Below are 20,827 nucleotides of genomic sequence, written 5' to 3'. Positions count from 1 at the left end.
GCCCCTCAGTGCTGGAAGACATAGGTGCCGGGCGCATCGCCGAGTGGTCCTCCGTGCGCATCGGACGCGGCAACGGGTGGCGCGACGCGCTGCGGGCTTGAAAGAGCCTTCAGCCAGTCGGCCCACGCGGGCCACCATGAGCCTTGCTGCGATGCACTCGCAGCGAGCCATTCGTCAGCGCTCACGCGCAGATCGTCCGCGGCAGTGCGATGGATCCGGAAATAGCGATGTGCGTGCCCTGGCTCGCTGACGATCCCGGCATTGTGGCCGCCACTGGTGAGAACGAACGTAATTTCGGTATCCGACAGGTTGTGGATCTTGTAGACCGAATGCCACGGCGCGATATGGTCGCGCTCCGTCGAAACCACGAACAGCGGCGCGCGAATGTTGCGGATCGATAGCAGACGGCCGTCGACTTCATACCGGCCGCACGCCAGATCGTTGTTCAGGAAGAGGCGGCGCAGGTACTCGGAATGCATCCGGTACGGCATGCGCGTGGTATCGGCGTTCCATGCCATCAGATCGATCATCGGTGCGCGCTCGCCCAGCAAATAGTCGTGGACAATGCGCGACCAGATGAGGTCGTTTGATTGCAATAGCTGGAATGCCCCCGACATCTGATCGGCGGAAAGATAGCCCTGCGACCACATCATGCTTTCGAGGAAATACACTTCGCTGTCGTCGATGAAAAGCTGCAACTCGCCTGGCTCGGTGAAATCTGTTTGCGCGGCAAATAACGTGACCGATGCCAGCCGGTCGTCGCCCGACCCCGCCATCGCTGCCGCGGCAATCGACAGCAAGGTGCCGCCGAGGCAATAGCCAGTCGCATGAATCTTGCTGTCCGGGACGATGCTTGAGACGGCGTCGAGCGCCTCCATCACGCCGAGTTGCCGATAATCATCGAGGCCGAGTTCGCGGTCTTCGGCATCCACGTTGCGCCATGAGATGCAGAACACCGTGTGTCCCTGTTCGACCAGATAGCGAATCAGCGAGTTGTGCGGGGAGAGATCCAGGATGTAGTACTTCATGATCCACGCCGGCACGATCAGGACCGGCTCGGCCAGCACCGTGCTGGTGACGGGGCTGTACTGAATGAGTTCGATCAGGTGATTGCGAAACACGACCTTGCCGGGCGTGGCGGCGAGATTGACCCCGACCTTGAACTGATCGAGTCCTATCGGCGGCTGGCCGCCCGCCTGCCGGGACGCGTCTTCGAGCGCGTTGCGCACCCCGTCGATAAGGCTCACGCCGAGCGTCGAAGCGGCGCGCTGCGAGACCTCGGGATTGGTGAACGGGAAATTCGTCGGCGCGACCATATCGAGCAACTGGCGGGCGCTGAACGACACCACGTCCTCATGATGGTGAGTTGTGCCCGGCACGTCACGGGTGGCGACATTCCACCATTGTTCGGTCAACAGAAAGGCCTGTTGCCAGAACCGGTAAGGTTCGGTTTGCCATGATTCGGCGAGAAACCGGCTATCGCCTGCAGACGGTTCTGCCAACAGCTTGGCGTAGCAACCGAGCGCGGTCCGAACCATGTATTCAGTGATGCGCTGCGCGTTCTGGGCGCACAGCGACGCCAGTTCCAGTTGCTTGCCAGGCGCCGCCGCGAGATGAATGAGCCAGTCGGCAAGCGCTGCTCGTAGTGACGCGGGCGACAGACCCCCGGTCATGCGCGCGATCATGGCTTCTTTCGCATGATCGAGCGCACGAAAGGATTCGGTGGCGGTGGAAACCGCAGGTCTGTCAAAAAACGCGGGATTTTCAGCGATGGCCGGCGTGGCGCGGGTGTCCATTTCAGGTTCCTCAGGGTTCTACGGCGCTTGGCTTACAATGAAACGGCTGTGTCGGCGCGCTCGCTTCTGGCATAGAACGCACCTCCGGTGCGACAACCTCCACGGCACGCAGGGTGCCGACGGCGAAGTGTGTTTCAGTGCACGGATTTGATGCACTTTGTTGCGGCGCCTCCGTCTGGATTGTGCGCAGCAGCAAGCGCTTCCGTAGAGGACTGTAGCTTTCCGATGGCCGCCGCGATTGATCTGAGTCAAGCGAGTCACGGGCGCCTATTCGCGCGCGGCAGCTTAGCTGCGAGAGTCGGTTGGCCGCGCTTCTGGCGCGGCTTCAGATCATCGCCGTGGCGCAGGCGCTGGATGCGGCGCGGCCGTTTCATCGAAACGACGCGATTCCAGCCACATCACGTTGATAATGCCGAACGAAAGTGCCACACCAATGCCAAGAATCCAGCTGAAATACCACATCATGTGCTCCTTTGATGTCTGGTTAGTGACGTGCGCGACGCGATGTCCGGAACGCCTCAATACATCGAGTGGCTGTTCTCTTCGAGGGCGGCCGCCGTGACCTTGCCGCGCATCACGCGGTACACCCAGCTCGTGTAGATCAGCACGATGGGCAGGAAGATGATGACGGCGATCAGCATGATCTGCAGCGTCATCCGGCTCGAGGTCGAATCCCACACCGTGAGGCTGCTGCGTTCGTCGAGCGACGACGGCATGATGAACGGAAACATCGAGAAGCCCGCCGTCAGGATCACGCCAACGATCATCAACCCGGTCGAAATAAACACGCTCTTTTCAAAGCGCGAGCTGGCGAGCACCAACGCCAGCACGCCGCCAAGCACGCCGATCACTGGCGCCGCGATCATCCACGGATAGGTGGAGTAGTTGGTGAGCCACAGGCCGGGCGCGCCGATCACGTTCTTCAGCAGCGGGTTGGCAACCGTGTCGAACGGCGCCGCGTCGACGATCCGATAGCCGCCGATCATGGTTGCGATCAGCACGCCGGCAATCAGAAACAACACCACCCCGGCAAGCGACGCAATGCGCAACGCTATCGAGGCGCGGCGGGCAATCACCCCGTCGGTCTTCATCTTCACGAAAGCCGCGCCGTGCGCGGCCAGCATCGACACGCTGACGAGCCCGCACAACACGGCGAACGGGTTGAGCAACGCAAAGAAACCGCCGTGGTAGGTGACGCGCAGGTCGGTATCGAACGAGAACGGCACGCCTTGCAGCAGATTGCCGAACGCGACACCGATCACCAGCGCCGGCACAAATCCGCCGAGGAACAGCGCCCAGTCCCACGTATTACGCCAGCGCGGATCCTCGCGCTTGCTGCGGTAGTCGAAGCCCACCGGGCGGAAGAACAGCGAGAACAGCACCAGCAGCATCGCGAAATAGAAGCCCGAGAACGACGCTGCGTAGACGAGCGGCCATGCGGCGAACATCGCGCCGCCCGCGGTGATGAACCAGACCTGGTTGCCTTCCCAGGTCGCGCCGACCGTATTCACGACGATGCGCCGCTCCGAGTCGGTCTTCGCGATGAACGGCAGCAGGATGGCGGCGCCCATGTCGAAACCGTCGGTGAGGGCAAAACCGATCAGCAGCACGCCGATCAATACCCACCAGATCACTTTGAGGGTTGCATAATCCATGATGATTTTTCCCTTTATACACAGCTTTTGCAGCTTGCGGAGCGCGGTGGCGAGTCATGCGGCCGTGGTGGTCAGCGGCTTGGACGGCTGAGCCGGCGGCGATTCGTGGTGGTAGCGCCCCGTATGCAGTGACGACGGGCCGCGGCGCGCGTACTTGAACATCAGTGTGATCTCGATCACGAAGAGCGCCGTGTAGAACACCACGAAGCCGCCGATACTCAGATACAGGTCGGTGGCCGTCAGGCTAGAGGCAGACAATGCGGTGGGCAGGATGCCGGCGATGGTCCACGGTTGACGCCCCACTTCGGCGACCACCCAGCCGAACTCCGCCGCGAGCCACGGCAGCGGAATCGCCCACAGCGCCCAGCGCAGGAACCAGCGGCGCTTGTCGAGCAGCAGCGAACGCTGCGCGCAGAACCAGAACGCCAGCACGAAGGTCGAGAGGAACAGGATGCCGAGGCCCACCATGATCCGGAAGGAGAAGAACACCGGCAACACGGGCGGGATGGTTTTCCTGGCCGCCTGGGCGATCTGGGCCGGCGTCGCGTCGGTGACGTTGGCCGTGAACTGCTTGAGCATCAGGGCGTAGCCGAGATTGTCCTTGTGGAGCGCGAAGGCGGCCTTGGCGTCGTCGGTGGCATTGCCTTGTTTGAGTTGCTGCAACGCGCCGTACGCGATCATGCCGTCCTTGATGCGCAGTTCGTTTTGCGCGATCAGATCTTTCAGTCCCAGTACAGGCTCATCGAACGAACGCGTCGCGATGATGCCGAGCGCGTAGGGAACCCGGATGGCGTAGTCGGTCCTTTCTTCCTGCTGATTCGGTATGCCGAAGATCGTAAACGGGGCCGGCGCTGGCGCTGTTTCCCATTCCGACTCAATGGCGGCGAGTTTGACCTGCTGGACTTCGCCGGTGCGGTAGCCGGATTCATCGCCGAGCACGATCACGCAGAGCGTCGATGCAAGCCCGAAACCCGCTGCGATCGCAAACGAGCGCAGCGCGAATTCGGTGTCGCGGCGCTTGAGCAGATACCACGACGAGATGCCGAGCACGAACATCGACGCCGTGACGTAACCGGCCGATACCGTATGCACGAACTTGACCTGGGCAACCGGGTTGAACAGTACGGCGAAGATGCTCGACAGTTCCATCCGCATGGTTTCATAGTTAAACTCGGCGCCGACTGGATTGTTCATCCAGCCGTTGGCCACCAGAATCCACAGCGCGGAGAGATTCGAGCCCACTGCAACAAGGAAGGTGACGATCAGATGCTGCACTCTCGACAGACGGTTCCAGCCGAAGAAAAACAGGCCGACGAAAGTCGATTCGAGGAAGAACGCCATCAGCCCTTCGACGGCGAGCGGCACGCCGAAAATATCGCCGACGTAATGCGAGTAGTAGGACCAGTTGGTACCGAACTGGAACTCCAGCGTGAGACCGGTCGTCACGCCCATGGCGAAGTTGATGCCGAACAGCTTTCCCCAGAACTGTGTCATGTCCTTGTAGATCTGCTTGCCGGTCATCACGTAGACGGCTTCCATGATGACGAGCAGCCACGACAGGCCGAGCGTAAGGGGTACGAAGAGAAAGTGATAAAGCGCTGTCACCGCAAACTGGAGACGCGATAGATCGACGACTTCGCTAACGGGCATGTTGTTCACCTTGAGACGGATGCGAGGCAGGTACCGAAAGCAGTGCCTGCGCGACGAGTGCAGGCGGCATGGACATGGTCTCCGCCAGCGGATGATTGAAGAAGGTGTACTTCAGTACCATCAGGAGTGAAAATTTGATGGCAAGCACAATGACGATATCTCGCCCGAAGGTGGGGCCGCGCACCCAGCCGGCGAGTCGCGCATGCAGGGCAGGACGAGGTGGATTCCTGTCGTTCAGCGTTATGGTCATGATCGGTCGACGGACTGCTTCACACCGGCTTTTCCGGTCGGAGTCAAGCCGCGGAGGCGGCTTGGCGAGCACGTGACGATCCGGGATGCAGACGATCTGCGGTTGCAGGCTGCGCCATCGGATCGATAGGTCACATCTTCACGACAGGCTCTATTGGTGCTGTTGAGCTAGATCAAGAAAGCGGGCCATCCGCGCCAACTGCCAACCGGTGCTACTGACACGCGGCGCAGTTGACCTTTGTCAATTCTGGCGACGAACCTGCACGTAGACTGGTTTCCACGATATACGCAGGCGGCCGGCCATTTGCACAGTTATATGACCCGCTGACAAACGGTAGAAGACCAGGACTACTTTTCGACACCGCAGCCGGATTTTGCTATCTGTCCGTCTGTTTTCTTGGTAGTTCTTGCTGCGCCGGCGACTGTCAGCGCGAAAACTCGATTCCTATATTGTGCGCTGAGCGAACTGAGATGAAAGGCATCCGCCTGTCGGTTGATTTGACCAAGGTCCTGTTCCTGCTGATGACGGCCGGCCTTGCGGCCTGCACCACGGCAAACCAGATGATTGCGTTCCGGAGCACCGAAACGCAGCTTCAGGAGGCACGAGAACAGGCGTGGGTGACCTGTAGTTCACGCATGGCGTGCGATGAAATCTGGAACCGCACGCGGCTTTATGTGCAGCTCTACTCGAGAACGCCGATCAGCCGCCTCAACGATTCGGTGATTGAGACCGAAGCGCCCCACGAATCGGGCGTTGCCTATTTCTGGGCCGAGCGGACCACCGATGATAGCGGCACGACGACAGTCCGGCTGAAAGGCATGTGCCGCGGCATGTACGCGAGTGATGGCGACCCGGCATGGACTTACGGGATATGTGCAGACCAGATCAGGCGTGCGGAGATGAATTTTCGCGGCGTGGTAGGCGAAGTGCGATGACGATCATGATACTTTCTGAAGGAGAAACTTATGCGTGCCCTCGACGTAATGACCCCATCGGTCCTGGTTGCAATACCTGAAATGACCGTGCAAGCGGCGGCGAAACTACTTGCTGAGAACCACATTAGTGGCATGCCCGTGGTTGACACGGCCGGGCAGGTAATAGGCATGATAAGCGAAGGCGATCTGCTGCATCGAACGGAAATCGACACTGACGCCGAGGCCAACGGGCAGAGACGATCATGGTGGCTTGACTTCCTTGCATCGACCCGTGAACTCGCGAGCACGTATGTCAAGGAACACGCGCGCACGGTGCGCGACGTCATGAGCGGTACAGTCGTGTCGGTTGCGGAGGACACCCCCCTCGCCGAGATCGCGAATCTGCTGGAACGGCGGCGGATCAAGCGCGTGCCCGTCATGCGTGACGGAAAGCTGGTTGGGATCGTCAGTCGCTCCAATCTGATTCGCGCACTCGCGAGCGTCCCAGCTGACGCGTTACCGGTTGCATCCAGCGACCAGCAAATTCACGACGCGATCGTGCGCGAACTCAGCAATCATCGTTGGGCGCAGCCCAGTCAGAACGTGATCGTCAAGGAAGGCATCGTGCATCTGTGGGCCGTTGTCCAGTCGGAAGAAGAACGACGCGCAATCTGTGTCGCAGCGGAGAGCGTGTATGGGGTCAAGGGCGTCAAGAGTCACATTGAATTTCCCATGACTTTGCCAGCAATGTAGGAACACCTCCGTTACGCAACCGGTCGGGCCCTGCCGGGCAGGTGAGCATAGGACCGCATACGAGCCGAGGTACGACATGATGAATATCACTTTTCCCCAGGAGCGCCCTGAGTATGGCGGGCCGGATCCCGTTCTGGCTTTCCCTGCCGTGGTCAATGGTGAACGCATCCGGTGCGCGATCACCGCTGAAGCGCTGGAAGATCATTTCAGAGCTGCATCGCTGCGCGAAGACGACCTGATCGGTGCCTTCGATGCCAATCGGCGCGCGATCGAACACGCCGCGCAGCGGATGCTGAGTGAACTCGGCGGCAAGCCGGTACTGTTGCATAGCGGCTATTTCCGTTTCTGCGAGTGAGCTGCGTGAGAGCAGGGCAGAGACGCTTCATTTAATGGGCGGCGGTTTCGACACGACTTCCGATTGCGCCGTTGCGTTGAATGAAGATGACATATTGAAGATGTACATCCACGTGCCGTATCTTTTCCCACCCGGAGTCCCCTCATGCCTCGCGATAAACTATTGATGCCGCTGCTCGAAATCGCACGAGGGACGGCGCTGAGCGAAGACGATCTGACCCGCATGGTGGGCGATGAAATCAGTCGTCTGTCGGCCGGTGCGCGTGTCCACGACTATATTCAGGTCATCGCGATCAAACGCGTATCCGACAAGGTGAGGCAGAGCGCCTCCCACAACCGTGCCAGCGGCAACCATCACGCAAGAGAGGTGTGAGATGCGCGCAATGGTATTCGACGATACCGGGGAGGGGCTGCGCGACCTGCAGGTTCCAGATCCTGTGCCGGCCGCGGGCCAGTTGCTGATCGACGTCCACGCATGCGGTATTTGCCGTACCGACCTGCATTTGATTGACCATGAACTGCCCCATCCAAAGCGGCCGGTGATCCCGGGCCATGAAATCGTCGGCACCGTTGCGGCGGTGGGGGCGGGAGTAAGCGGTTTCCGTGTGGGGGAACGGATCGGCGTGCCATGGGTAGGCCATACCTGTGGTCACTGCCGTTACTGTCTCTCCGGTCGCGAGAATCTGTGCGATGAACCGGGTTTTACGGGGTATACGATCGACGGCGGATACGCCGAGCGCACGGTCGCCGACAGCCGTTACTGCTTTCATCTGCCTGACCGATATTCGGACGTGGACGCGGCGCCACTCCTGTGCGCGGGGCTCATCGGCTATCGCACGCTGGCCATGGCCGGCGACGCAGAGCGGATCGGCATCTACGGCTTTGGCGCAGCCGCGCATATCGTCGCCCAGATCGCGCTTTATCAGGGGCGCACAGTTTATGCCTTCACGCGTGACGGCGACGTGGCGGCTCAACAGCTCGCGCTGCGCCTCGGCGCGACGTGGGCCGGCAGCAGCAACGAAGCGGCGCCGGACGAACTCGACGCTGCGATGCTCTTCGCGCCAGTCGGCGCGCTCGTGCCGATCGCCCTGAAGGCGGTGGTGAAAGGCGGCATTGTGGTGTGTGGCGGGATTCACATGAGCGACATCCCGTCCTTTCCGTATGCCTTTCTATGGGGCGAGCGTCGCGTGGTGTCGGTGGCCAATCTCACGCGAGAAGACGGGCTTGCGTTCATGCGTCTGGCCGCCGAGATTCCGCTCGACATCGAAACGACGCGTTATCCGCTGGGCGAGGCCAACCGGGCGCTTGCCGATCTGCGGGAGGGGAAGCTGACGGGGGCCGCGGTGCTGGCAATCCGTTGACGGGATCTCTGGTATTGACATCATGTGTTCACGGGGACCACCGACCCGAATCCTGCATGAGCGCCATTCCGTTGCGCCAGATCGAGTTCGAACCCGACAAGAGCATTGCCACGGGCGCTATGGTCGATAAAGACGATCAGGGTCCTGCAGGTCAGGTCGACTTTTTTTCGCGTTCGGCTGCACCCGCGGCGTCAGTCGCCGCTTCGGGAGCGCTGTGCGCCGAGATCATCAGGACCGGACATTGCGCGATCCGCAAAAAGCGCTCCGCGACGCTGCCGAGCACGAGCCGCCGAACGCCGCGCCGGCCGTGTGTTCCCATCACGACGAGATCGGCTTTCAGATGCTCGGCCGCATGAAGGATGCAGTGGGCGACATCGTAATCGCCGTCAACCAGATTAGTTTCGATAATCCGCGGCGCCCCCTGGACGCTGTCGTGCTTCATCCGTGCAAGCGCGTTGTCGGCCACATGTTTGCCTTCCGCGAGGAAGGCGTCGCGAACGATGCTCGGATCGTAGCCGGGGGCGTCATAGACCATCGTTGGCACGTCGACGACATAAAGTGGCTGCAACTCCGCGCCGGACTCGCGGGCGAGTTGCAGGGCGGCGTCGAACGCTTGTGCGGATGTTTCACTGCCGTCGATGGCGGCAAGAATGTGTCGATACATGTCAGACCTCGTCGATGGGAACCGTATGCGTTCATCATCGGCAACGAACGGGTGGGGAATACTGATCTGGATCAAGCCGTTTTGGTTCCCTTGCGACCGCAGGCGGTTTCACGCGACGCTCTGGCAACCTGTCGCGTCCCAGCCGCTCGTCTGCCAATGGTGCGTGCCGTTGTGAACAGCGTGTTCTACCGGGCCGTTCGGGTGCAGGCGGATCAACAGCGGTTTCCAGTACGTCGCGTGCTGAAAGGCGCCGAGCGGAACGTCCGTATCGAAAGCAACCGTCAATGCGGCTTCGTCGGGCGTGAGCGGCTCTTCGTTGGCGAGTTGCCTGACCAGCACCGCTGCATTGGCGTCAGACGACTGCCCAGGGTCCGTTGCGCGTTTGCGTACGCGTTCGGCCAGTTGCCGCGTAGACGTATGGAAATCCAGCAGAAACACCGGCACGTCGAATACGCACGCCAACTCGATGAAGGATGCACGATGCCGCTGTTTCAGGAACGTCGCGTCCATTAGTACTGGATAGCTTGCTTCGAGCATGTGGCGCGCAATCTCCAGCAGCGCATCGTAGTGTGAGTCGATCGCTTTGCGCGAGTACGCGACAGCGGGCAGGGCGTGCTGATCCGGCGGCGCGAACGCTCGCTGGCGTTTGCGCTCCGTATCGCTGGAAAGGCGGATTGCGCCGATACGGTTGGCAAGCGCTTCGCTCGCCACCGATTTGCCGGACCCGGAATAGCCGTGACAGAGCAGCAGATACGGCTGTGGCGCGCTTGCCATGCGGGCGGCGCAGGCCACATAGTCGTGGGCGCGCGCGAGACTGTGCGCGGCGGACGACCCGCGCGCCTTCAGCACTTCGACAAGCGCACGCACCAGCGCCCGGTAGACGAGATAGAAGCGCAACGCCGGGAGTACCCCGAAGTCGCCAGTCCGTTGCAGCCATCCGTTCAGGAGAGCCGACGCGAGATCGTCGCGGCCATGCGCTTGCAGATCCATCATCAGGAAGGCGAGGTCGCTAGCCACGTCGATCCAGCGGAAGGCCTCGCTGAATTCGATGCAATCGAACAAGATGGCGTCGTTTCCTTTGCGCACGATGTTGTCGAGGTGCAAGTCGCCGTGGCATTCGCGCACGAACCCGCCGGCGCGCCGCGCTTCAAAATGCCCAGCAAGCCGCGCTGCTTCTCTTTCGCACCACTGACGCACACCAGCGCGCACGAGCGTGCCGGCTTCCCGCTCAAGCGACGTCAGCACGGTCTCCATCTGTGTGCGCAAGAAAGTTGCCGTCCCCAGCATGCTGCGCGGTGGGGTTGTGGAGGCGCAGCGGTGAAACGCTGCGAGACGCTCGGCCACCCGGTCTATCTGCGCGAAACCCAGCTCGCCGCGTGTGAGCAGACGGGAAAACAATTGTCGTTCGTCGAATCGCCTCATCCGGACCGCATGCTCCACGGGTGTTCCTTGTGCGTCCACCTTGAATATGCGACCGAGGCGCACGACTGGCACCACGCCGAGATAGAGCCTGCGAGCGAGCCGCCGGTTGAGTCGCACCTCTTCGTTACAGTCATGCTGCCTCGCGTCCACGTCCGCGAAATCGACGAATCCCAGGTCGACAGGCTTCTTGATCTTGTACGCAAATCGCCCGGCCAGATAGATCACGGAAATATGGGTTTCGATTCGCCGGATGCGCCCCGCCGGATGGCGATACGAGCAGGGGCGCTGCAACGCTGCGTCGATGTGCGACCAACCGCGGCGGGCGACGCGTTCACGATGCTGCGCATGAAGCGGCCGGCGAGTCGGCGCGGTTGATCGGGTAAGCATGGATGACTCCGCAGATTCAAGAGGGCAGTTCCAGCATAAGCAGACTCGGGCCCCCGGAATTGATGGAGGTCAGTGTTTTGCGAACCGCTCCGGTTACGCGCGTCAATTGATACATATCAACGGACGTTCTACGTACAGGCCTAAAGTTATTTAGGGCAGTGTGACTTCCATGGCGATCATGGACTATTTGAGGAGTAGCTACGATGAGCAACTTGACACGTTATGACCCGTTCTCGATGGAACCGGTTTCGGACCTGTTTCATGGTTTGTTCCGTCCTCTGCGCGGCATCGCAGCGGGCGATGACGGACCGCTGGCGGACATGAAGCTCGATGTGACGGAAAGCGATACCGCGTACACAGTCAAAGCAGAACTGCCTGGCGTCGATAAAAAGGACATCGACGTGAAGATCGACGGCAACACCGTATCGATCAGCGCGAAGGTGGAACGCAACACGGAATTGAAAGAAGGCGAGCGGGTGCTGCGACGCGAACGTTATTCGGGCGCAATCAGCCGGTCGTTCTCGCTCGCGAGCGACGTCGATGAAGCGACGGCGGCGGCGCAGTACCAGGACGGCGTGCTGTCGCTGACATTGCCGAAGAAGGCGCCCTCAGCACAGAAGCGCCTGCAGATCAGCTAGATAAACGGGGGCAGGGTGCGCGTTCGGGCTGCGCACCCTGGCTGTCGAAGGCCATCCCGCTGGATCTTGGGTTGGCCATTCCAAAGGCCTCCAGACGGCCTCCAAACCTCAATCTCGAGCGTGCTGCGGGCTCGGCAAGCCAACGGTTTGCGCGAGGATCGGCAGTTCATCCTCATTGAGCCGCAACGCATCGGCGAGGAGCTGATGATTGATCCAGCCGCGGATCACATTGACAAGCCCGGTTGACGCGCAATAGAGCGCTACGTTCTGCGCAATCGCGCCAGCGGTGACGGCAGAAAACCGTTCGCGCTGTTGCTGCGGCATCTCCTGCAGACTGGACGTCCGGACCACATACACCAGGTCGAGCGGCGCCTTGCCGACGAAATCCTGATAGCCGGTCAGATTGCGCGCATCGATGGCGTGCTTGAGCAGCAGTTGATGGTTGGGCGCATCGTAACGATAGACTCCATTGGGCAGCGCCACATAGATGTCGATTTCGTTAAAGGCATGCGGCGATGGCGCGGTGCGTCCGCCGCTGACTGGACGGTTGACGCCGTCCGCAGCCCACAGCAATTCTCCGAGCGTGTCCATTGACAGCGGGGTCGGTGCGAATTCACGGGTACTTGATCGAAACGACAGAGCGGTCATGAGCGGCAGACCTGAGCGCTGGTCGGGCTGTGGCAGCGCGATGGTTTTTGGCGCAGTGCCCTCGGCTGATTCGGGCCGTGCATCAGGCAGAACTTCGTAGGTCAGAAATTGCATCTTGGTCATCTCAAACTCCTCTCAACGTCCCATGTATCCGGTTGGCGCATTGCTATCTTCACGATAGTTCGCTCGCTAGCGTACCCCTTGATCTCAATCAAGCCACGCGTGGCGCCGGGTTCGCGACCAGTGGACCTTTATCGCTGCTGGAGCGTGAAACCTTGACTCATATCAGACAGTCGCTCGGCCGCAGCGATAACGTAGTCCATGCGACCCGCGCAAACCCGCTGGAGCCGGAAAGCCGATCTCATTCAATTGAGCGGAGTTTTCCTTTCGCTGTTTCGACCAGAAGCATAAGCCGCAGCGAAACCGCAGGTGATACGTGCGACGCAAGTGAGTAGCGTGACCATGTGGAAATGACAGGAGAGTGCGATGAAGACGGACCAGCAACTGCAGCAGGAAGTCGAAGAGGAGCTCGCATGGGATCCGGCGGTCAATGTGACGGATATCGGCGTCGAAGTGAGGGAGCGGGTTGTCACGCTGTCGGGGCATCCGGCCAGCTATGCCGAAAAGCTGGCCGCGGAGAAGGCGGCGCAACGGGTCGCCGGCGTCAAGGCGGTGGTTGTTGAAATGAACATTCGACTGCCGCACGGCGATATTCGAACGGACGAAGAGATTGCCAACGCAGTTCGCTCGATGCTGAAATGGATCGTCGGACTGCCGGAGGCCTCGGTTCAGGTGCAAGTCGAGAAGGGCTGGGTAACCTTGCGTGGCGAGGTCGACAGGGCGTTCCAGCGGCACGTGGCCACACGCACGATCAGCCACATGCGCGGCGTCACGGGCGTCTCGAATCTGATCGACTTGGGCGGGGACAGGGCCGCGGACGACATTGGCGAGAAGATCAGCAAGGCCTTGCAACGCCATGCCGAGCACGAAGCGAATCACATCGGGGTCACCGCGCATCAGGGCGTCGTCACGCTGACGGGCAAGGTGGGCTCGTATGCGGAGCGATCGGCCGCTCGGGGCGCAGCGTGGTCGGCACCCGGCGTGCATGCGGTCATCGACAATCTGACGGTCGAGTAAGGGGTGACGGGAAGCCGCGCGGGGTCGACGCCTCGACACCCAAAGTGACAGCCGATTCTCGATCCGGTGACCGTTCAGGCTGCGCCGAGAAATGTCGCTTTATGAGCGCATCTTCAAATGCGTGGGGGGCGCGGTTTTCCAACTGCTCATGGCGAGCATGCGTTAGCTCGTATCGTCAAGCGCGCGGCCGCTGGCGGAAACACGCACCACGCGCCATCCTCGTGCTGGAAAAAGAAAATTGCGACCGGACCATCCTTGCGAATCGTCTCGACGCGCACACTGCGCGTTTGACTGGCGTGCATCCACCTGGTGCGCGTGACATGAACCGGCGTCGCAGCCGGCGCCAGCCATTTTTCTACCAGCCAACGCAGGGACTGTTCTCCAATTTTCATTTGCGTCTCCTTCAACTTCGTCGCCGTGGCGTCAAGCGGCCACGGCCATGCGCAGGGCTTCAGCGAACCGCTCGAACGACGCGAGAGAACCCGCGATGCTCTGGTATTTCTCCCGGCCGATCTGTCCGTCGAGCGTGATCAACATGCCTGCTTCGCGGGCGAGCGCTAGTATTTCATCGAGTTCGGCGCACCCGGAACTGGCCTCGCGCATGGCCGTGGTCGTGAGGGCCGGGCGGCCGAAGGCGGGCTGGTTCGACATGATCGTTCTCCCCCGAGAAGTCCGGTGACGGTGCGGTGTGCATTGGCAACGCCTGTCAACGAAGTTGCGTTCCCATGAGTTCAGTATTGGTCACACTCGCGAGGACGCAAATCAGGTGGCGCTGAGCTTCGCGTAAGACATCCGATGTGTGTGTCAGTGTTGTCCTACAAGACATGCGGACGTGAGCGGGAGTCCGTGAAGCGGACATCCCGGGGAAAGAGGACGGATATGCCTGACAGGGCAGGCCGTTGAGGCAGACGCACCGGATAACGGCGCGCCTCCGTGCGACGATGAAAAATCTAGACGTTGCTCGGCGGACTTCTGCCAGAAGTGGAACAGCCTGCGCGAGCTTGGCGCCCAGCTCTTCTGCAGCAAGGCGGCGCCGCAGGGGGGCGGTTGTAGGTTTAATGCTGATAAATCAGATCAATTTCTTTGGCAAAATGCGCCGCCAGGTTGTTTCGTTTGAGCTTTAAGGTCGGGGTCAACAATGTATTCTCGATCGTCCATGGTTCACGCGACAGGATGACTGCACGCGGCTGTGCGTAGTAGGGAAAGTTGCGTGTCAGTTTCTGGATGCGCGTATAGACGGCTTCTTGCGCTGCGGGAGAATTCAAGCTGGCCTGATCCGTTGGGTCAAGTTCCAGAGTGGCGGTCAATTGACTCCAATAGGCGTTGGTAAGAACAACAGCGCAACTGATGAACTGGCGGTTGTCACCAAATGCGTAAGCCTGCTCGAATGAGGTGTCTGCCATGATGGCCAGCTCCAGATCGACCGGTGCAATTTTCTCGCCGGTCGACGTGACGATGATTTCCTTAACGCGACCCAATATGCGAATACGACCGGCTTCAATGGTTGCCTGATCGCCCGTGTGCAACCAGCCGTCGATAAACGCTTTGGCGGTATCGTCTTCACGTTTCCAATAACCGCGCATGACGTTGGGGCCACGAACCTGCAGTTCCTTGTTTTCACCGATGCGCACTTCAACCCCTGGGAGGGGACGACCCACCGTCGCAGGATCGTTGTCCTGAAGCGTGTTGACCGCCACAACGGGAGATGTTTCGGTCATCCCGTAACCCTGGATGATCGGGACGCCCAGACCGAGGAAGCAGCGCGCAATCTGCTGCGACAATGGGGCCCCGCCACTCACGGCAAGGCGCAGCCGCCCGCCAAATTGACGCTGCACCGTCTGCGCGACCAAAGCATTAAACAAAGGCCAGGCACACACGTCCACGATCGCCTGCGTGGCACTTCCATCCGCGAGTCCCCGCGTGCGAACAAATCGACGCCAGCCCACCGCTTGTGCGGCCTCAAATAACCAGGACTTCACTGTGGACTTCGCCAACGAGGCTTCGATACCGGCAAACACACGTTCATAAATGCGCGGCACCGAGATCAGGATCGTTGGTTTTACTGTCTTGAGGTCCTCCGGTAGCTGCCTCGCCGAGCGCGCAAACGCCACGCAGCAACCTGCTGCAATCGGCAGGTAGTACCCGGCTGTTCGTTCGAATGTATGTGACAGAGGCAGGAATGACAGGAAGACGTCATTCTGCTGGGGAGCAATCCGTTGCAGCGCGGCCTTGACGTTCGATACGACGTTATCATGGGTGAGCATTACACCCTTTGGCTTGCCTGTCGTGCCAGACGTATAAACCAATGCGGCAAGCTCATCCGGAGCGACATGCTGGACATCTTGACCCGGTGCAGTGGCGGTAGCGCTGGATAGCCATTCTTCCATGGTTAGCACCGGCAAGTCACCGGTCATCGCCTCGTCCGGCGGCTCCCTCACGAGCACCACCACTTGCAGCAAGGACGGCAGAGAAACACCCGTGCTGGCAATGGCCTGCCATTGACTATCCGAGGCCGCCACCAACAACGACGCATCGCTGTCGCTCAGGATATAAGCAATGCTGGCGGGATTATCGAGTGCATGCATCGGCACGGGGATACACCCAAGGGCAAGCGCCGCCTGATCGAGGCAAACGCAATGCAGTCCGTTGGGTAGCAGGATGGCAATCCGCGCGCCACGCGGTAACGCCAGACGTGAAAGCGAGGTTGCAAGGCGCGCGACGCGCTCACCCACATCGTGCCATGTGAAACTGGTCCACTGCGCGGTCGCTTCATCGTATTGCCGATATGCCTCGGCCCGCGGGGTTCGGGCTACGCGCCAGGCAAAAAGCGCGGGGAGCGTACGAACGGAGGAGAGATCGGACAATTCTGCGGATTCGAGTTCGGTTGCCATTACATGAGTAAGATCGATAGTGACGTGCCGTTCCACTTTCACAATTCGCGGGACTGAGGGCCGCCCATTGGCGTCGCCGTTCGCACGGTCAATCTCGCACCCCGAGCCATTGGGCACCTTGATACAAATCAACTTCATCCTGGGCGACAAGCTGCGCCGGTGTCCACTTCACGCGCCATCGTCACTCCCCCGACTGGACTTCCATGCCGACAGTACTAACCAGACGCCGCCCACGACCGCGCCGCCAAAGCCCAGCAGCCCGAACAGCGGCAGGCCCAGCAATGTCGGTCCGCCGGACACGGTCATCACAATGGACGAGCCGATGACTAAAGCGGCGACTAAAATGCCGATCGTCAGCCGGCTGGCCGCGCGGTCTAGCCGATTGCTCACCCGCGCGAGGCGCGGCACGTCGACGTGGATTTCGAGTTTTCCCCGGCGCGCCGCCCGCAGCAGCCGGGACAGATCCTGCGGCAAGCTCGCTAGCAGTGCGAGCGTGTCCTCACCCGCGCGCCAGCCACGGCGCAGCAGGGCAGCCGGCATAAAGCGGGCGCGCGCCGCGTGTTCAAGCACCGTAAGCGATCGTTCATTGACGCCCTATCGCCACGCGCCCGGAGAGGCGACGATAGTGTCCACTTAAATCGGAGGTGGACACTATGGCAGCAGACAGCAGCGATCTGAACGAGCGCCTGGTAGCAGGCTTTGAGCGAGGCGGGCGCCGCCGGCGCTTCGATCCACAGGCCAAGCGTGAACTGGTACAGGCGTGCTTGCAGCCTGGCGTATCGGTTGCAAGGATGGCGCTGGAGCACAAGTTGAATGCGAACCTGCTGCGCAAATGGATCAGCCAGCATCAGCAGGAGCAAGGCGGGCACGTTGCGACGACCGTGACAGGAAGCGCGATGCCGGCGTTTGTGCCGGTCGTCGCGGTGGACCGAATCGAGAGCGTCCACACGAAGCCTGAGCATGTCACGCTCGCGCCGACGCGCCCAGAGCCTGACCGTGCATTGCCATACACGCCGGCGCCATCGAGACTGATGGCGGAGTTGCCCAACGGCATCACGCTCAGGCTCGAGTGTGCCGGACAGGACGCGACGCTGGTGTCGGTGATGATCGAAACGCTGGGGCGCTGCGATGTTCCGGCTCGACGCTGACCTGAAGGTGTACGTCCATCGCGACGCCGTGGATTTCCGCAAGAGCATCACGGGTCTGTCGGCCCTGGTTGAGCAGGCGCTGGGACTCGATCCGTTCGCCCGGGCCGTCTATGTGTTTCGCAACCGGCGGGCCGATCGCATCAAGTTACTCATGTGGGAGCGCAACGGCTTCTGGCTCATGTTGAAGCGCCTCGAGGCTGACCGTTTTATATGGCCACGCGAAGCGGCCGTACTTGAGCTGACGGTAGAGCAACTTCATTGGCTTCTTGAGGGCATCGACCTGGCGGCGATACGCAAGCATCCGGCGCGGCACTATGCCCGTGTCAGCTGATGGCGTTCGCTGGGGTGTAGCTCAGACGCGACAGAGGACGGCGACGTTACAAATTTACGTAAACCCACGGCGCCTCGGGATTCGCTATGGTTACGCCATGACACGCGCTTCTGTTCAACCCGCTTCGATCACCGCCGAGGAACTCGCCGCGCTCATCGCCGAGCGCGATGCGGTGCTTGCTGAACGCGACGCGTTGCGTGGCGAACTGCGGGTAACGAAGGTCGAGCGCGATCTTCTGAAGGAGCAGCTCAAGGCGTTCGAGCGCCGGCTGTTCGGGGCGAAGAGCGAGGCACGCAGCGCGGATCAGCGTGATCTGTTCCTGAACGAGGCGGAAGCGCTGGCGCCGACGGCGGCGACGCTCCCGGCTCAGGAAGACGAAGTCGACAGCACGCCGGTGGCCGGCCACCGGCGCAAGAAGTCCGGACGCAAGCCGCTCGATCCGGCCTTGCCGCGCGAGGTGATCCGCTACGAACTCTCTGAAGAGGAGCGCATCTGCCCGCACGACGGCAGCGTGCGGGTGGAGATCGGCGTCGAGGTCAGCGAGCAGCTCGACATCATTCCGCAGCAGGTGCGGGTGATCCGTCATGAGCGCGTGAAGTATGCGTGCCCGAGCTGTGATCAAGGCATGAAGGCCACGCCGGCGCGCTCGCGCATCATCCCGAAGGGGTTGTTCACTGAAGCGGCGCTGGCGTGGTTCGTCATCTCGAAGTTCGTGGACGGCTTGCCGCTGTATCGAATCGCTGCACTGCTGCGGCGCTTCGGCGGCGATATCTCGCGCAATACGCTGGCAGCCAGCGTGGTGCGCCTGGGCGAAGCGGTGCAGCCCGTCATCAACCTGATGCGTGATCATCTGCTGGACAGCGAGATCGTGTTTGGCGACGAGACCACGGTGCAGGTTCTCAAGGAGCCCGGACGGGCCCCGCAGACGAAGAGTTACATGTGGGCGCAAATGAACGGCAGCGGGCCGCCGGTGCGGCTGTTCAGTTATGCGCCCGGGCGCAGCAAACAGCTGGGAGCGGACCTGTGGGTCGGCATGCGCCGTGGCGCCGTGCTGATGACCGATGGCTATGAGCCGTATAACGCGATCGCCAGCGCGAACGAACTCGTGCATTTAGGATGCTGGGCCCATTGCCGCCGCTACTTCGTAGAAGCCGAGGCGGTCTTGCCCAAAGAGGCGCGTGGCCGTCATCAACCCGCGACGCAGTTCATCCATCTGATTGGCAAGCTGTACGCGGCGGAGTCGCGTGCCAGCGAAAAACCGCATCGGCGGGCGCGGCTGCGCCGACGCTATAGCCGCGCGGTGCTCGCGCAAATCAAAGCGTTACTGGATCATCACCTCGAGACGACTGCACCCAAGGGCTTGCTGGGCAAGGCGTTGAATTACCTGGCCGGGCAGTGGCCCAAGCTGAACCGCTATGTCGAGAACGAAGCGTGGCCCATCGACAATAACCCTTGCGAAAATTCAATCCGACCCTTCACGGTAGGCCGCCGCTCCTGGCTCTTCGCGGACACGGTGGGCGGGGCGAAAGCGAGTGCCAACCTCTATTCGCTCATTGAGTCGTGCAAGGCCAATCGCGTCGACATCTACCGCTACCTGACTGATCTGTTCAAGGCGCTGCCCTACGCAAAGAGCGCCGACGACTACGAGGCGCTGCTACCCTGGAAGCTGGGCAAGCGGGAGCACGAAAAAAACGTCTAGGTCAAGTCTGCGGGAGGGACGTGCTTCGCTGATCGCTTACCGTCCAGGTCATCAATCCGTTGCAGGGCGTGCGGAACATTGCCATGCCAGAGATTCCATTTGACGCTTTCCAGATGTTTCTCCAGATCGACCAGCCCTGTTGCAGTTTCCGGACATTTATCACCGGCCTTCAGTTCCGCCGTCATCCCTTTGATCATCATGCCTCATGACGGTCAAGCGCATGGTGATGTGGAACCAGTCGAGCAGATGCTCGGATTCCGGGCTGAGATAGTGCTGCAGATCACGCACGGTGTCGCCGCCATCCGACAGAAACACGACTTGCTGATTCATTTGAAGACCCTGCGATTTCAGTACCTCGTAAAGCCGGCGCTTGGGCTTGGTGTCGTACTTGTTGACGAATGCAAACACCTTGGCGCCGCCCTCGGTCTGGACACCCTTGCCGGCGATGACCTCGAACCAACCTTCGGTTTTCGACTTCTGGTCCGAGGCATGCACATAGCCGCCGTCCAGGCCGACCGTCAAAGGTGGCCCCGGTGGCGGTTGTTTCGCCCAATCGCCGGGACAACCTTCAATGAACTGGACCTGCTCCTCGCCCAACTCACCTTCGATCCGTCCGGCAACGCGTTGCAGGTGGCGCCGCACGGACGTGGGGCTGATCTCTTCGGCAATCGGCAGGACTTCCGTCAGCAACTCAACGCTCAGCCCATAGGACATCAGCGAAGCGAGCCTGGTCTCCAGATACAGTAGTTCCGGCGCGCAATGCGTGCCCAGCAGCTCTACCAGAGGGCTTGAACTATGGCGGCCGTGGCTTTGGCAGGGGCAGTCGTAAAGACGAGGGCTGACGAGGTTGAATTTCCCGAACAGGGTCCGATAAACGAGGGGATGGTGCCCTTTCCGGGTCCGATGCGCACCGCAGTCCGGACAGGTCTTGAATTGCTCGAGGTATTCCGCGATCTGCTCAGTGACCACGGCCTGCTGCATGCCGTGTAGCAACACTTTCGCCTCCGCGAGTGTCAGACCAAGGTCCTCCGGACGCAGCGTACCGCGCTCCAGCCGCGCGATTTCCTCGACCTTCTCCGGTTCGCCGTTTTCGGCTTCAACGACTACCTGTATTCTCACTTTCATCGCC

Annotated in this window: 22 protein-coding genes and 1 pseudogene; 10 read left to right on the top strand and 13 right to left on the bottom strand. The window is 61.0% G+C overall.

The genetic code is table 11. The annotated features are described in order from the left end of the window. Positions 1-5 precede the first annotated feature (5 nt). The 5 genes from AYM40_RS36430 to cydP form a co-directional block, all read right to left on the bottom strand. Entirely contained in the window at positions 6-1,796 is a 1,791-nt protein-coding gene (locus AYM40_RS36430; RefSeq protein ID WP_063501021.1) for a PHA/PHB synthase family protein, read from the bottom strand. Positions 1,797-2,126: 330 nt separating this feature from the next. Continuing rightward, positions 2,127-2,258 (bottom strand): cytochrome bd-I oxidase subunit CydX, encoded by a 132-nt coding sequence (gene cydX / locus AYM40_RS36425; protein WP_063501020.1) that lies wholly within the window; start codon positions 2,256-2,258, stop codon positions 2,127-2,129. A gap of 56 nt (positions 2,259-2,314) precedes the next feature. After that, complete coding sequence (cydB, locus tag AYM40_RS36420) at positions 2,315-3,451, bottom strand: cytochrome d ubiquinol oxidase subunit II (RefSeq protein WP_063501019.1); 1,137 nt, start codon at positions 3,449-3,451, stop codon at positions 2,315-2,317. Between the two features lie 54 nt (positions 3,452-3,505). Then, positions 3,506-5,101, bottom strand: a complete 1,596-nt coding sequence (locus tag AYM40_RS36415; RefSeq protein ID WP_063501018.1) for a cytochrome ubiquinol oxidase subunit I — start codon at positions 5,099-5,101, stop codon at positions 3,506-3,508. Continuing rightward, entirely contained in the window at positions 5,091-5,351 is a 261-nt protein-coding gene (cydP, locus tag AYM40_RS36410) for a cytochrome oxidase putative small subunit CydP (RefSeq protein WP_063501017.1), read from the bottom strand. The genes AYM40_RS36415 and cydP overlap by 11 nt, the downstream gene beginning before the upstream one ends. Before the next feature lie 470 nt (positions 5,352-5,821). Here cydP and AYM40_RS36405 point away from each other — a divergent pair, with 470 nt between their 5' ends. From AYM40_RS36405 to AYM40_RS36385, 5 genes are all read left to right on the top strand, one after another. Further along, complete coding sequence (locus AYM40_RS36405) at positions 5,822-6,286, top strand: hypothetical protein (RefSeq protein ID WP_063501016.1); 465 nt, start codon at positions 5,822-5,824, stop codon at positions 6,284-6,286. Between the two features lie 30 nt (positions 6,287-6,316). After that, positions 6,317-7,018, top strand: coding sequence for a CBS domain-containing protein (locus AYM40_RS36400; protein WP_063501015.1), 702 nt, complete (start codon positions 6,317-6,319; stop codon positions 7,016-7,018). Between the two features lie 79 nt (positions 7,019-7,097). Further along, positions 7,098-7,373 (top strand): DUF1488 domain-containing protein, encoded by a 276-nt coding sequence (locus AYM40_RS36395; protein WP_063501114.1) that lies wholly within the window; start codon positions 7,098-7,100, stop codon positions 7,371-7,373. A gap of 144 nt (positions 7,374-7,517) precedes the next feature. Then, on the top strand, positions 7,518-7,745 hold the full coding sequence (locus AYM40_RS36390) for a DUF3562 domain-containing protein (protein WP_063501014.1): 228 nt from the start codon (positions 7,518-7,520) through the stop codon (positions 7,743-7,745). A gap of 1 nt (position 7,746) precedes the next feature. Further along, a complete protein-coding gene (locus tag AYM40_RS36385) occupies positions 7,747-8,733 on the top strand; it encodes a zinc-dependent alcohol dehydrogenase family protein (protein WP_063501013.1) in 987 nt (328 codons plus the stop codon). A 151-nt stretch (positions 8,734-8,884) separates the two neighbouring features. Here the strand turns inward: AYM40_RS36385 and AYM40_RS36380 are convergent, their stop codons facing one another. Next, positions 8,885-9,397 (bottom strand): universal stress protein, encoded by a 513-nt coding sequence (locus AYM40_RS36380; protein WP_063501012.1) that lies wholly within the window; start codon positions 9,395-9,397, stop codon positions 8,885-8,887. Between the two features lie 108 nt (positions 9,398-9,505). After that, positions 9,506-11,206: an AAA family ATPase gene (locus tag AYM40_RS36375; protein ID WP_063501011.1), complete on the bottom strand. Its 1,701-nt coding sequence runs from the start codon at positions 11,204-11,206 to the stop codon at positions 9,506-9,508. 203 nt (positions 11,207-11,409) lie between these two features. Between AYM40_RS36375 and AYM40_RS36370 the strand changes: the two genes are divergently transcribed. Further along, positions 11,410-11,844 carry an Hsp20/alpha crystallin family protein gene (locus AYM40_RS36370; RefSeq protein WP_063501010.1) on the top strand — a complete coding sequence of 145 codons (435 nt, stop codon included), beginning with the start codon at positions 11,410-11,412 and terminating at the stop codon, positions 11,842-11,844. 108 nt (positions 11,845-11,952) lie between these two features. Here AYM40_RS36370 and AYM40_RS36365 read toward each other — a convergent pair whose 3' ends face one another. Continuing rightward, positions 11,953-12,615, bottom strand: coding sequence for a nitroreductase family protein (locus AYM40_RS36365; protein ID WP_063501009.1), 663 nt, complete (start codon positions 12,613-12,615; stop codon positions 11,953-11,955). 363 nt (positions 12,616-12,978) lie between these two features. Between AYM40_RS36365 and AYM40_RS36360 the strand changes: the two genes are divergently transcribed. Beyond that, on the top strand, positions 12,979-13,629 hold the full coding sequence (locus AYM40_RS36360) for a BON domain-containing protein (protein ID WP_063501008.1): 651 nt from the start codon (positions 12,979-12,981) through the stop codon (positions 13,627-13,629). Positions 13,630-13,775: 146 nt separating this feature from the next. On the opposite strand, the gene AYM40_RS36355 is transcribed toward AYM40_RS36360, so the two are convergent. The 4 genes from AYM40_RS36355 to AYM40_RS36340 all read right to left on the bottom strand — a co-directional run bounded on the left by AYM40_RS36355 (position 13,776) and on the right by AYM40_RS36340 (position 17,090). Further along, entirely contained in the window at positions 13,776-14,021 is a 246-nt protein-coding gene (locus AYM40_RS36355; protein WP_063501007.1) for a hypothetical protein, read from the bottom strand. Between the two features lie 31 nt (positions 14,022-14,052). After that, positions 14,053-14,280, bottom strand: coding sequence for a hypothetical protein (locus tag AYM40_RS36350; RefSeq protein WP_148662452.1), 228 nt, complete (start codon positions 14,278-14,280; stop codon positions 14,053-14,055). A gap of 404 nt (positions 14,281-14,684) precedes the next feature. Continuing rightward, a complete protein-coding gene (locus AYM40_RS36345) occupies positions 14,685-16,520 on the bottom strand; it encodes an AMP-dependent synthetase/ligase (RefSeq protein WP_063501006.1) in 1,836 nt (611 codons plus the stop codon). 168 nt (positions 16,521-16,688) lie between these two features. Further along, positions 16,689-17,090, bottom strand: coding sequence for a hypothetical protein (locus tag AYM40_RS36340; RefSeq protein WP_063501005.1), 402 nt, complete (start codon positions 17,088-17,090; stop codon positions 16,689-16,691). An 83-nt stretch (positions 17,091-17,173) separates the two neighbouring features. Between AYM40_RS36340 and tnpA the strand changes: the two genes are divergently transcribed. The 3 genes from tnpA (at position 17,174) to tnpC (ending at position 19,698) form a co-directional block, all read left to right on the top strand. Then, positions 17,174-17,668: an IS66-like element accessory protein TnpA gene (gene tnpA, locus AYM40_RS36335; protein ID WP_063496046.1), complete on the top strand. Its 495-nt coding sequence runs from the start codon at positions 17,174-17,176 to the stop codon at positions 17,666-17,668. Then, positions 17,649-17,999 (top strand): IS66 family insertion sequence element accessory protein TnpB, encoded by a 351-nt coding sequence (tnpB, locus tag AYM40_RS36330; RefSeq protein WP_063496045.1) that lies wholly within the window; start codon positions 17,649-17,651, stop codon positions 17,997-17,999. Before tnpA ends, tnpB begins: the two co-directional genes overlap by 20 nt. Before the next feature lie 97 nt (positions 18,000-18,096). Next, positions 18,097-19,698, top strand: coding sequence for an IS66 family transposase (tnpC, locus tag AYM40_RS36325; RefSeq protein WP_063501004.1), 1,602 nt, complete (start codon positions 18,097-18,099; stop codon positions 19,696-19,698). A 5-nt stretch (positions 19,699-19,703) separates the two neighbouring features. On the opposite strand, the pseudogene AYM40_RS36315 reads toward tnpC, so the two are convergent. Beyond that, a pseudogene (locus AYM40_RS36315) lies at positions 19,704-20,823 on the bottom strand (ISKra4 family transposase); the annotation flags it as partial. Between the last annotated feature and the right edge of the window lie 4 nt (positions 20,824-20,827).

This window comes from Paraburkholderia phytofirmans OLGA172 (genome assembly GCF_001634365.1).
In the GTDB taxonomy this organism is placed as follows: domain Bacteria; phylum Pseudomonadota; class Gammaproteobacteria; order Burkholderiales; family Burkholderiaceae; genus Paraburkholderia.
The sequence above is the reverse complement of the archived record's forward strand: the minus strand, read 5'-3'. Positions and strand labels throughout refer to the sequence as shown.

What these genes read in the sequence shown, in the direction of transcription:
- cydX (WP_063501020.1), bottom strand. Translation starts at nt 2,258, where the DNA reads ATGTGGTATTTCAGCTGGATTCTTGGCATTGGTGTGGCACTTTCGTTC.
- AYM40_RS36375 (WP_063501011.1), bottom strand. Translation starts at nt 11,206, where the DNA reads ATGCTTACCCGATCAACCGCGCCGACTCGCCGGCCGCTTCATGCGCAG.
- AYM40_RS36370 (WP_063501010.1), top strand. Translation starts at nt 11,410, where the DNA reads ATGAGCAACTTGACACGTTATGACCCGTTCTCGATGGAACCGGTTTCG.
- cydB (WP_063501019.1), bottom strand. Translation starts at nt 3,451, where the DNA reads ATGGATTATGCAACCCTCAAAGTGATCTGGTGGGTATTGATCGGCGTG.
- AYM40_RS36400 (WP_063501015.1), top strand. Translation starts at nt 6,317, where the DNA reads ATGCGTGCCCTCGACGTAATGACCCCATCGGTCCTGGTTGCAATACCT.
- AYM40_RS36350 (WP_148662452.1), bottom strand. Translation starts at nt 14,280, where the DNA reads ATGTCGAACCAGCCCGCCTTCGGCCGCCCGGCCCTCACGACCACGGCC.
- AYM40_RS36345 (WP_063501006.1), bottom strand. Translation starts at nt 16,520, where the DNA reads ATGGCAACCGAACTCGAATCCGCAGAATTGTCCGATCTCTCCTCCGTT.
- AYM40_RS36405 (WP_063501016.1), top strand. Translation starts at nt 5,822, where the DNA reads ATGAAAGGCATCCGCCTGTCGGTTGATTTGACCAAGGTCCTGTTCCTG.
- AYM40_RS36395 (WP_063501114.1), top strand. Translation starts at nt 7,098, where the DNA reads ATGAATATCACTTTTCCCCAGGAGCGCCCTGAGTATGGCGGGCCGGAT.
- AYM40_RS36390 (WP_063501014.1), top strand. Translation starts at nt 7,518, where the DNA reads ATGCCTCGCGATAAACTATTGATGCCGCTGCTCGAAATCGCACGAGGG.
- AYM40_RS36355 (WP_063501007.1), bottom strand. Translation starts at nt 14,021, where the DNA reads ATGAAAATTGGAGAACAGTCCCTGCGTTGGCTGGTAGAAAAATGGCTG.
- tnpC (WP_063501004.1), top strand. Translation starts at nt 18,097, where the DNA reads ATGACACGCGCTTCTGTTCAACCCGCTTCGATCACCGCCGAGGAACTC.
- AYM40_RS36360 (WP_063501008.1), top strand. Translation starts at nt 12,979, where the DNA reads ATGAAGACGGACCAGCAACTGCAGCAGGAAGTCGAAGAGGAGCTCGCA.
- tnpA (WP_063496046.1), top strand. Translation starts at nt 17,174, where the DNA reads ATGGCAGCAGACAGCAGCGATCTGAACGAGCGCCTGGTAGCAGGCTTT.
- AYM40_RS36430 (WP_063501021.1), bottom strand. Translation starts at nt 1,796, where the DNA reads ATGGACACCCGCGCCACGCCGGCCATCGCTGAAAATCCCGCGTTTTTT.
- AYM40_RS36365 (WP_063501009.1), bottom strand. Translation starts at nt 12,615, where the DNA reads ATGACCAAGATGCAATTTCTGACCTACGAAGTTCTGCCTGATGCACGG.
- cydP (WP_063501017.1), bottom strand. Translation starts at nt 5,351, where the DNA reads ATGACCATAACGCTGAACGACAGGAATCCACCTCGTCCTGCCCTGCAT.
- tnpB (WP_063496045.1), top strand. Translation starts at nt 17,649, where the DNA reads ATGTTCCGGCTCGACGCTGACCTGAAGGTGTACGTCCATCGCGACGCC.
- AYM40_RS36385 (WP_063501013.1), top strand. Translation starts at nt 7,747, where the DNA reads ATGCGCGCAATGGTATTCGACGATACCGGGGAGGGGCTGCGCGACCTG.
- AYM40_RS36415 (WP_063501018.1), bottom strand. Translation starts at nt 5,101, where the DNA reads ATGCCCGTTAGCGAAGTCGTCGATCTATCGCGTCTCCAGTTTGCGGTG.
- AYM40_RS36380 (WP_063501012.1), bottom strand. Translation starts at nt 9,397, where the DNA reads ATGTATCGACACATTCTTGCCGCCATCGACGGCAGTGAAACATCCGCA.